The organism is Chamaesiphon sp. VAR_48_metabat_403 (assembly GCF_031422475.1).
Lineage (GTDB): Bacteria > Cyanobacteriota > Cyanobacteriia > Cyanobacteriales > Chamaesiphonaceae > Chamaesiphon.
In genome coordinates this window covers 1-9,325 of the sequence record NZ_JANPLS010000339.1, presented here as the reverse complement: position 1 = coordinate 9,325, position 9,325 = coordinate 1, and the positions used below count along the sequence as shown (strand labels likewise).

The following is a 9,325-nucleotide window of genomic DNA, read 5'->3' as shown; positions in this document are numbered from 1 at the left end:
TGGCGTAGCCTCTTCTAAGGAACTTAGCTGAAACTGGCTCAGAGCAAGGATCTGTAAATTGGGTTGAAGCATGAAATTAGGGCGTGCCCAAACAAAGTTTCTTTCACCCTTTAGACGACATTTATGTCGGCTCAGATGCTCCTATGGAGAAACGGAACGAAAATCGGGCGAAAATTTGTAGTGTGTTCCCACTGGCAAGGGGTTGATTGTTGCGGACATTAGAGTGTCAACATCCTTAACCTCTAACTTAAATTTGGGAGCAATTGCGATGAACGGTCAGATTTCTTGGACTAATGAATCTGAGGCAAAACTCAAGGAGATTCCCTTTTTCGTACGTCCGATGGCGCGCAAAAAGATTGAAAGTTTTGCCCAAGAACGCGGCACTAACGTGGTGACGATCGACATCTATAATTTAGCCAAGCAGCAATATCGCCAGAAAGTTTAATAACTCACATCTTGCATCAAAACATAGCTACTAGTGGATAGTGGATAGTACTTATTCCTTTCCCGCTCAAAGACTATAGATTAGCTTTTTCCTTATGCCCTCTGCGTTCTCTGTCTTGATTTGTTGTCTTGTCGTTTTTTTATTGGGGGGGAACCCCCGAATAAAAACGCCGCTAAACCGTCGGGGAACAGAGGCGTGCACAAATCGCTGCGCCTCTGCGGTTAAAAAAAGATCTGATAAAAGAATTATCTATACTCTTCTGGCGGGAAGGGAGTAGCAATGAGTCTTGAGGCTATTTTTATCGGTTGTTCTGTACTGATGGTGTCACGATTTTTGGCGATTTTCGTTCCGAAAGGCTACGCCAACGCATTACCGATCTGGGTACTGCTGCAATAATTATTTCAATGCTGCCATTGGCGATCTGTTCTAAGATCGATCTTGAATTCCCCTGCACCAATGACCGATCGTTATGCGTTTACATTTGAGTACATGGACGGAAGTTGAAGATTATCTCCAGCAATCTACTGGCATAATTATCCCGATCGGTTCGACCGAACAACATGGGCCGACAGGTGCGATCGGGACTGATGCTATTTGTGCCGAAGCTATCGCCCAAGCTGTGGGTAACGCTACTAACTCATTAGTCGCACCGACGATTAATGTGGGGATGGCACTACATCATACAGGCTTCCCCGGTACGATTAGTTTGCGTCCGAGTACCCTAATTTTAGTCATCCGCGATTATCTTACCTGCTTGGCACGATCCGGATTTACCAAATTCTTTTTTATCAATGGGCATGGTGGGAATATTGCGACGCTCAAAGCAGCTTATTCCGAGACATACGCGCATCTGGCAGACTTAAATATTCCCAATATCGATCGAATTGAATGTCAGACGGCAAACTGGTTTATGTGCGGTAGCGTCTATCGTCTGGCTAAAGAATTGTATGGCGATCGTGAGGGTTCTCATGCTACACCGTCAGAAGTGGCTCTGACTCAATATCTCTACCCCGAAACCATCAAATCTACGCCATTAGATCCCAACATTCTATCTTCAGAACGTAAAATTCTCGGTGCGGCAGATTTTCGCCGTCGCTATCCCGATGGCAGAATGGGTTCCGATCCCAGCCTTGCCACTCCCGAACATGGCAAGCAATTTTTCGATCTAGCCGTTCAGGATCTGACTGCTGGTTATCTGGAATTTTTGGCGAGCTAGGGGAGGGGCGAAGGGGAGACTGGGAGTGTTCCTATTTTCTTTCCCCTAAAACCTAAAACCTAAAACCTACTTAATCGGTACGCCAACCGATCTCAAGAAGCCGCGTAAGCGGAGTAAAAGTAAGGTTTCTTTAAGTTTGGGACTATTGGCAGCAACATCAGCATTGCCGCGCTCGATTTGTTGCTTGGTAGTGACGACTAATTCGGCAAATTCAGCAGAAGATAATGCTTGACCATCGATCGGAGAGCGTGCTTCGGTAATAATTTCGGCTCTGAGTACTTCTTCGGGAATCTCATCATCCAGCGCAATACTAGCACGTGCGGGGAGACTGACTTGCCAAATCGTGCTAGCACATAAGAGCATTTGTGCTAATTGAATCGTAGTAGTTGGGCGCATCTAAGAAACAATGATAGTATATTTAGCTACGGTCACTATCTAGTCTACAAACATATCGCATTTACCTACTACTATTCGATCGAATTTGCATGTATCACCCCAAAGTATCACCCGTGGAGAATCGCGATCGGTCGGCAACACAGCAACGCCAACGCTCTTCGGTTCCGCAGGGTTCGGCTCCAAAATCGCGGGTAGTTGGATTTCACCCATCCGAACAACATCAGTCAGTCAGACAATTAACGCCAAATTCTGCCCCTGCATGGCTTAAATCGCTACTCACCATCCAACGGGGTTCGTTAATTATCTTTTTTACCCTATTGGGGTCGATCTCGCTCGTCTATGCCCATACGGCGCGCACTCAAGATTCATGGAAAACTCAACACAAGCAATTAAAACAGTTTCAAACTCAAGAGCAACAACAAGCTCTCATGAACGAACATCTCAAGCAACAACTTGCTGAAACAGCAGAGAAAACAAGCAGTGGTTTGGTAGCTCCCAATCCCGATCGGATCGTCTTTATCCCCAGCGAACCCCCACGCCCCACTAAATCTCTACCCACCCCACCAGAGCAAGCTAAGTCTAAGTTACCAGTCGGTTACTAAGGCTTTAGGCTTTAGGCTCTAGGCTTGGAACTGCGTTTCTCACTTCTTACTTCTTACTTCTCCACATGCCCACTGTATCTGCATTAATCCTAGCTGGCGGGCGGAGTCGGCGGATGGGTAAAGATAAAGCGACAATCGAGATCGATGGCGTGCCGATGTTGCGACGGATTTATGATGCGATCGCTGCGTGTCAAAATATCGATAGTATTTATGTCGTCACGCCTTGGGCGCACAGATATGAGGCGATCTTGCCAGTCACCTGTAATTTTATCCTCGAACGACCATCCGATCTGGGGCCGACGATTGCGCTGTCGCAAGCATTGACAGTCGTTCATTCAACATGGGTACTGACGCTAGCATGCGATCTGCCGAATTTATCAACACCCTTCATCCAAGCCGGGATCGATGCATTGCCATCAATTCCGGCTCAGAGCATGGCTTATCTTCCCAAGCATGAATATAAAGGCTGGGAACCTTTATGTGGCTTCTATCGGCAAATTTGCTGCCAATCCTTGGCTCTTTACATCGAAGCTGGCGGAAGATCGTTGCAGGGTTGGCTGAAACAGCAAGTGGTAACGGAATTAGTGGTTACCGAGCCGATGCAGTTAGTAAATTGTAATACCCCAGCAGATTTGGAATCGGTTGTTACCGATTTTCGTTCCGTTTCTCCATAGAAGAGGCTCCGCCAATGCGTTGGCGACAGCCTGCCGTTAGGCACAGCGTCTGCCTGCGCAGAAAGACTACGCCAACGAATAGCCACGAGCGGGTAATCGGTCTAAAATGGTAAGCGATCGATCTTTGTCTTGATGCCATCCATGACCTTACTACCGACTGAAGATACCCCTTTATACAATCATCCATTGCCAGAAATCGAGCAATGGCTGATTTCGATGGGTTGCGAACAAGATGATAGTGAGTTGCACTGCTGGCATGTTACCAAACCCGATTGGCGCGCCGAATTGTGTCTGGATATCGAAGAACTTACCGTCCGTTATCATGCTAGTAATACCAGTAGTGCCAGTGCCGATCCGCAAACTCCACTAACACCATCTAATCCGAGCATCTATCGCACGTTTAAATATTCTCTGAGTCGTCAAGATATTGAGAATGCCGTATTTGCGGGTCCATAATTCCGATCGGCAGCGACGTTAGAAAGTACCGACCTAGCTTAAAATTAAATTGTGCGCGATCGGTAGTGGAGACAATCGACGATCTTCAAGTCTCAGAGACAGTAGAATGAGAAAAAATCGACCCTAGCTCGTGTTATTTTCAAGTCTTAGGCTGTCTTGGTAGCTACTCCAGAGTCGTGACAGATCGGGTGCGATTGTTTACCTATCTACCAGTCATGTTTTTAGCCATCTCCCTCTCTGCCATCTGTGGGATATTTATAGGTGCGTATGTTTGCTACATTTGGTGTGAATCTTCTGCCCAAAAGCAATTGCGGCAAGTTTTAGACGCAATGGAAGCAGCTTCATCTCATGAAGATATTTCGCTCCCGTTAGTATCTCAATTACGGCGTAGAATTACACTCGCTCGACAGTACCAACAGCAAATTCAACAACAATTATTTAGTTGGCAATCTTTACTTGAAGAAGCACCGATCGGTTATATCCAACTCGATGCTGACAATCAAGTATTATGGTGCAATCAAACGGCTCGAAAGTTACTGCAAATTCATAATTGGCAACCCGGACAAGCTAGATTACTGTTAGAGTTAGTCCGCTCCTACGAACTCGATCGATCGATCTCGATCGTCAGATCGAGTCAGGTTGTCGATGAGTTAGTTTGGCAATTTCATTTCGGTTATCAAGAAGCAGCAAATTCGCGATTCTCCAAAGGAGAGGCTACTTCTCCTTATGGAGACGCTACGCGAACGACTTCGTATCGCCAAGGGCGAGGCTTCGCCAACAGTACAAGTCCGCCAACGATTTGGCTCAAAGCTAATAGTATTCCACTCGCCGATGGTGCGATTGGTATTTTTATCGAGAGCCAACAAGATCGCGTCGATATCGATACCGCACGGGAACGATGGCTCGGCGATCTCGCTCATGAAATCCGTACGCCACTGACGGCAATTCATCTGATTGCCGAAACATTACAATCTAAAGTTAGTCCCGATCTAACGCGATGGGCTAATCGAATTTTGCAAGAAACTCATCGACTGATCGATCTAATTCAACATTTTGTAGAACTGGATCGATTAGAAGCATCTTCAGCTCAATCGCTGCGATTATTAGAAGTAGATTTGGTGCAGATTATCGATGATGTTTGGCATACCCTAGAACCGATTTCCAAGCAACGAGAGATCGAAATAGTTTATAGTGGTCCTAAACAAGTAATTTTGAAGCTTGACGTAGCTCGATTTACACAGGTATTAATTAATTTATTTGATAATAGCTTAAAATATTGCCCCGATCGCGGACATATTTGGATCGATATTAAATCGTTAAAATCGGCTCGAAGTTCGATCGAGATCGATCTCTATGATGATGGAGCTGGATTTACCCAAACAGATCTCCCTTATGTTTTCGATCGATTGTATCGTGGCGATGTCTCTCGGCAACGTCAGCCGACTAGCAACGATTCGCTCGATGCTCGCACGACAGGAAGTGGTTTGGGATTGGCGATCGTCCGTCAGATTATTCTCGCACATCACGGATCGATCGTTGCCAACAATCATCCCAGTACAGGTGGAGCTTGGTTTAAAATTGTTTTACCAAGTAATTAGCTATTTTCGATTATAGTGATATTTGAGACATTAATAAGTACACTTTTATCGTTAAAATAGACCGACAGATAGGAATTTCCGATCCGACTTGCCCCGCAGCCAGATAGTATAGTTAATGGTAAATGTGACTACCTCTTATTCATTGAATGAATCCAAACCATTTAGACATCGCAGTCGTCGCCTAGAACAAGATATGCTGTTGATGGGAGCTTTGGTAGAGCAATCTTTTCGACTGGCTCATAAATCTCTATTTCAGCGCGAGATCGGCGGTGCAGAAGAGATTCCCCAAATCGATCGAAAAATCGATCGCTTTTATCATCAAATCGAACTGGAATGTGCCCAACTCATGACAATTGCCTCTCCAGTCGCCCAAGATTTACGACGCTTGAGCGCGTTTATGCAAATGGTTCGAGATTTGGAGCGGATCGGAGATTATGCTAAAGATATCGCGCAAATTTCGCTTAAATTATTTCCCTATTCAGAGCATCCCTGCATCCCCGCGATCGAGCAGATGTCTCATCATGCCAGAGCAATGTTAGAATCTAGTCTAGCCGCTATTGCTAACTTAGATGGTAGTGCTGGCCCAACTATTCACAAGCTCGATGATGATGTCGATCTTGCTTATGAAAACATTTATCAAACGCTTGCCAGTCAAACTAATATTCAAGGTTCGATCGAGCCAACTATTCTACTAGCACTAACTATTCGCCATCTCGAACGCATGGCGGATCATGCGACTAATATTGCCTATCGGGTAACTTTTATCGTCACGGGATCGAGGAACTAAGAAGTAAGCAGTTGGGAACGCTTTGCTGTGCTTCGATCTCTTTTTCCTTGAAATTTCCGCTTACCCAAATATTTCGCCTACAGCTAATCTAGTACCATTTACTAAATCCGCGCCAGATTGGGGCCGTTTGCCAGCGGGTTGAACTTCATGCAGCAGCAAGTATCCAGAGCCAGTTTGGACGATCGGTCCCAACCCTTTCGCAATTTTGACGACAGTACCTGGTACGCTAGCATTTGGATCTAGACTGGCTAATTCTGGGAGTAAATTCTGCATTTGGGGCGGTAAATCCGAGCTAAACTCATCAGATAGCGGTGCTGTCGCCAGAATTTTAAGTGGCTGCGTGCGGAAGGTAGCCACACAATTAGGATAAAACCCACGTACTAAATTGTGGATGGAAATATTCGATCGAGTCCAATCGAGCTGGTATTCTGATTTCTGAATGGGTGGTGCGGCAGTAGCGGCTGTATGTTCCTGTACGGTCGGTGTAATGCGATCGAGATCTCTAATGGTATCAACGAGCAGATTAGCACCCTCGACGGCTAATTTTGCTGCCAATCGATCGGCATTATCCCACAAACTTACAGGGGTTTCATATTTAAGCAACATTGCCCCGGTATCCATCCCCGCATCCATTAACATGGTGGTAATTCCTGTTATTTTTACCCCATCTGTCAGGCAACGTTGAATTGGTGCCGCACCTCGATAGGCAGGCAAGAGCGAACCATGTACGTTAATACAACCCAATCTGGGTAAACCGAGAATTTCTTGAGATAAAATCTGTCCGTAGGCTACCACTACAAATATATCTGCTGCGAGGTCGCGTAATGCCGCGATCGTGTCAGGATCTTTTTTAATTCGTGCGGGTTGCCAAATCGGTAATTGATGGGCAGTTGCTAGTTCTTTTACTGGCAAAGGCGTGACTTTATTCCCTCTTCCCCGAATCTTATCTGGCTGCGTTACGACACCTAATACCTCGACTCGCGGCTCGGCGAGGAGTTTGGTGAGAGTCGGAATGGCAAATTCAGGCGTACCGAAGAAGACAATCTTCATTTAGGAGATAGGGGTTGAGATGGAATGATGTTTTGCCACAAGTCGGCGGCAATCTTTGACGTTGCTGGATTGAGGTATGAAACCCTTGGTAGGGGGAATGTCTTGTCGGTTTTTTTATTCTGGGGTTCCCCCAGAATAAAACCGCCGCGGTCTTGATTTGCTAAACCGTCGGGAAACCCGACGAGCGCAAATCGCTTCATGAATTACCCCTACCAAGGGTTTTAGCGATCGCATATTCGATCGAATCATTGTATGATTCGATCGTACGACGAATGATACTTGTGTCCTTATTTTCTAATCTCTACTTAACTGCAACTTGTCGCTCTAGACTAGCTTGCAACATTGGGGTATTGCTCACCGAGTCATTAGCAATGGTGAATAGTGGATTCGAGAGAATACCAGCAAGTGAAGTCGCAATCAAAGCAGCTAGGGTAGCTACTTGGAGCGAGCGCATACCTGGTAGATTCCAATTAGTCGCTGGGTAGTTTTTGACGACATCGGACATTTCATTGGGTTCTTTGACTACCATCATTTTGACGACGCGGAGATAGTAGTAAATAGACACCACGCTGGTGACTAATGCCAGTAATACTAACCCGTAGGCACCAGCTTTCCAACCCGCCCAAAAGATGTAGATTTTACCGAAGAAACCAGCTAACGGCGGAATTCCACCCAATGACAGCAAGCAAATACTCAGCGCGAGCGTGAGGAAGGGGTCTTTTTGATATAAACCAGCATAATCGCTAATGCGATCGGTACCCGTGCGGAGCGTAAATAAAATTACGCAGGCAAAAGCACCCAAATTCATAAATAGATAGACGAATAGATAAAATACCATGCTGGCATAACCAGTTTCGGTACCAATTACCATGCCAATCATCACAAAGCCAGCTTGAGCGATCGAAGAATATCCTAGCATCCGCTTCATGCTCGTTTGTGCGAGTGCAACCACATTTCCCAATACCATGCTCAAAATTGCCAGCGCGGTAAAGACAAAATGCCACTGCTCGATTACTTGTGGGAAAGCTGTTACGAGTAAGCGAATTGCGAGTGCGAACCCCGCTGCTTTAGAACCGACAGATAGAAATGCAACTACCGGAGTCGGCGAACCTTCATATACGTCAGGAGTCCATTGGTGAAAAGGTACAGCCGAAATTTTAAACGCAATCCCCGCGATCGTAAACACTAAAGATACGACCAATCCTAATGATAGACTACCATTTGCGCCCGCAATACCCGTCGCGATCGCCGCCAATCTCGTTTCGCCGCCAGATAATCCATATAAGAGCGAAACCCCATAGAGAAATACCGCCGAACTCGATGCGCCAATTAAGAGGTATTTTAGCGCAGCTTCGTTCGATCGCGGATCGCGTTTCATGTAGCCAGTCATCAGATACGATGAGATACTCAAAGTTTCTAACGAGACAAAAATCGTCACTAATTCGGTAGCACCTGCGAGTAACATTCCTCCCAAAGTCGCCGTTAACAAAATTGTCACAAACTCAGCTAACGCAGTTCCCGTCTGCTCTACATAGCTAATCGACATCAAGATTGTCACTGCCGCCGAGAGCGCGATAATACCACGAAAGACAATACTGAGTGGATCGCTACTATAAGCACCAATGAATGCTACAGGATTGGGATTTTCCCATTGTAAAACCAGTGCCGCGATCGATGTGAGTAAGGTACCGACAGCAATGTAAGACAAACTGCGTGCGGCACTTCGCCCCAAAATTAAGTCGCCCACTAAAACTGTCAATAGCGCGATGATAACGATTCCCTCTGGGAGAATCGCCCCCGCATTAAGCTGAGTAATTAAATTATTTAAATCCATAGTATCTAACTCGATAAGAATTGCTAACTGTCAATCGCATTGCAAATACCCACTCAGCACGCTGTTTATAGATTTTACCGCACTCTAGGCTTTAGGTTTTAGGCTTTAGGTTTTAGGCTTTAGGTTTTAGGCTTTAGGTTTTAGGTTTTAGGCTTTAGGCTTGGAACTGCGTTCTCTAGTTTCCTCCCAGTCTCCCAGTCCCCCAGTCCCCCAGTCTCCCCGTCTCCCCGTCCCCCTGTCCCCCATCTCCCCTCACTCCCTCTCTGG

Annotated in this window: 11 protein-coding genes; 7 read left to right on the top strand and 4 right to left on the bottom strand. The window is 46.0% G+C overall.

The window, feature by feature from the left end:
• Positions 1 to 268: 268 nt before the first annotated feature.
• Together RMO79_RS16360 and RMO79_RS16355 are read left to right on the top strand one after the other, a co-directional pair.
• Complete coding sequence (locus RMO79_RS16360; RefSeq protein ID WP_310484248.1) at positions 269 to 445, top strand: PCP reductase family protein; 177 nt, start codon at positions 269 to 271, stop codon at positions 443 to 445.
• A 469-nt stretch (positions 446 to 914) separates the two neighbouring features.
• A complete protein-coding gene (locus RMO79_RS16355) occupies positions 915 to 1,661 on the top strand; it encodes a creatininase family protein (protein WP_310484247.1) in 747 nt (248 codons plus the stop codon).
• A gap of 66 nt (positions 1,662 to 1,727) precedes the next feature.
• Here RMO79_RS16355 and RMO79_RS16350 read toward each other — a convergent pair whose 3' ends face one another.
• On the bottom strand, positions 1,728 to 2,057 hold the full coding sequence (locus RMO79_RS16350; protein ID WP_310484246.1) for a hypothetical protein: 330 nt from the start codon (positions 2,055 to 2,057) through the stop codon (positions 1,728 to 1,730).
• An 89-nt stretch (positions 2,058 to 2,146) separates the two neighbouring features.
• Here RMO79_RS16350 and RMO79_RS16345 point away from each other — a divergent pair, with 89 nt between their 5' ends.
• From RMO79_RS16345 to phoU, 5 genes are all read left to right on the top strand, one after another.
• Positions 2,147 to 2,659, top strand: a complete 513-nt coding sequence (locus RMO79_RS16345; RefSeq protein WP_310484245.1) for a hypothetical protein — start codon at positions 2,147 to 2,149, stop codon at positions 2,657 to 2,659.
• Positions 2,660 to 2,724: 65 nt separating this feature from the next.
• Positions 2,725 to 3,333, top strand: a complete 609-nt coding sequence (locus RMO79_RS16340) for a molybdenum cofactor guanylyltransferase (RefSeq protein ID WP_310484244.1) — start codon at positions 2,725 to 2,727, stop codon at positions 3,331 to 3,333.
• A 141-nt stretch (positions 3,334 to 3,474) separates the two neighbouring features.
• On the top strand, positions 3,475 to 3,789 hold the full coding sequence (locus tag RMO79_RS16335; protein ID WP_310484249.1) for a DUF3143 domain-containing protein: 315 nt from the start codon (positions 3,475 to 3,477) through the stop codon (positions 3,787 to 3,789).
• A gap of 176 nt (positions 3,790 to 3,965) precedes the next feature.
• Entirely contained in the window at positions 3,966 to 5,387 is a 1,422-nt protein-coding gene (locus RMO79_RS16330) for a PAS domain-containing sensor histidine kinase (protein WP_310484243.1), read from the top strand.
• Between the two features lie 115 nt (positions 5,388 to 5,502).
• Positions 5,503 to 6,174 (top strand): phosphate signaling complex protein PhoU, encoded by a 672-nt coding sequence (phoU, locus tag RMO79_RS16325; RefSeq protein ID WP_396136615.1) that lies wholly within the window; start codon positions 5,503 to 5,505, stop codon positions 6,172 to 6,174.
• Positions 6,175 to 6,234: 60 nt separating this feature from the next.
• Here phoU and fmt read toward each other — a convergent pair whose 3' ends face one another.
• The 3 genes from fmt to RMO79_RS16310 form a co-directional block, all read right to left on the bottom strand.
• The gene (fmt, locus tag RMO79_RS16320; RefSeq protein WP_310484241.1) at positions 6,235 to 7,224 is read right to left on the bottom strand and encodes a methionyl-tRNA formyltransferase; all 990 of its coding nucleotides are present in this window, start codon (positions 7,222 to 7,224) and stop codon (positions 6,235 to 6,237) included.
• The gene (locus tag RMO79_RS16315; RefSeq protein WP_310484239.1) at positions 7,221 to 7,424 is read right to left on the bottom strand and encodes a hypothetical protein; all 204 of its coding nucleotides are present in this window, start codon (positions 7,422 to 7,424) and stop codon (positions 7,221 to 7,223) included. Before RMO79_RS16315 ends, fmt begins: the two co-directional genes overlap by 4 nt.
• A 101-nt stretch (positions 7,425 to 7,525) precedes the next feature.
• Complete coding sequence (locus RMO79_RS16310) at positions 7,526 to 9,058, bottom strand: NAD(P)H-quinone oxidoreductase subunit N (RefSeq protein ID WP_310484238.1); 1,533 nt, start codon at positions 9,056 to 9,058, stop codon at positions 7,526 to 7,528.
• Between the last annotated feature and the right edge of the window lie 267 nt (positions 9,059 to 9,325).

Coding starts and splice junctions, on each gene's coding strand:
- RMO79_RS16360 (WP_310484248.1), top strand. CDS start 269: ATGAACGGTCAGATTTCTTGGACTAATGAATCTGAGGCAAAACTCAAG.
- RMO79_RS16355 (WP_310484247.1), top strand. CDS start 915: ATGCGTTTACATTTGAGTACATGGACGGAAGTTGAAGATTATCTCCAG.
- RMO79_RS16350 (WP_310484246.1), bottom strand. CDS start 2,057: ATGCGCCCAACTACTACGATTCAATTAGCACAAATGCTCTTATGTGCT.
- RMO79_RS16345 (WP_310484245.1), top strand. CDS start 2,147: ATGTATCACCCCAAAGTATCACCCGTGGAGAATCGCGATCGGTCGGCA.
- RMO79_RS16340 (WP_310484244.1), top strand. CDS start 2,725: ATGCCCACTGTATCTGCATTAATCCTAGCTGGCGGGCGGAGTCGGCGG.
- RMO79_RS16335 (WP_310484249.1), top strand. CDS start 3,475: ATGACCTTACTACCGACTGAAGATACCCCTTTATACAATCATCCATTG.
- phoU (WP_396136615.1), top strand. CDS start 5,503: ATGGTAAATGTGACTACCTCTTATTCATTGAATGAATCCAAACCATTT.
- fmt (WP_310484241.1), bottom strand. CDS start 7,224: ATGAAGATTGTCTTCTTCGGTACGCCTGAATTTGCCATTCCGACTCTC.
- RMO79_RS16315 (WP_310484239.1), bottom strand. CDS start 7,424: ATGAAGCGATTTGCGCTCGTCGGGTTTCCCGACGGTTTAGCAAATCAA.
- RMO79_RS16310 (WP_310484238.1), bottom strand. CDS start 9,058: ATGGATTTAAATAATTTAATTACTCAGCTTAATGCGGGGGCGATTCTC.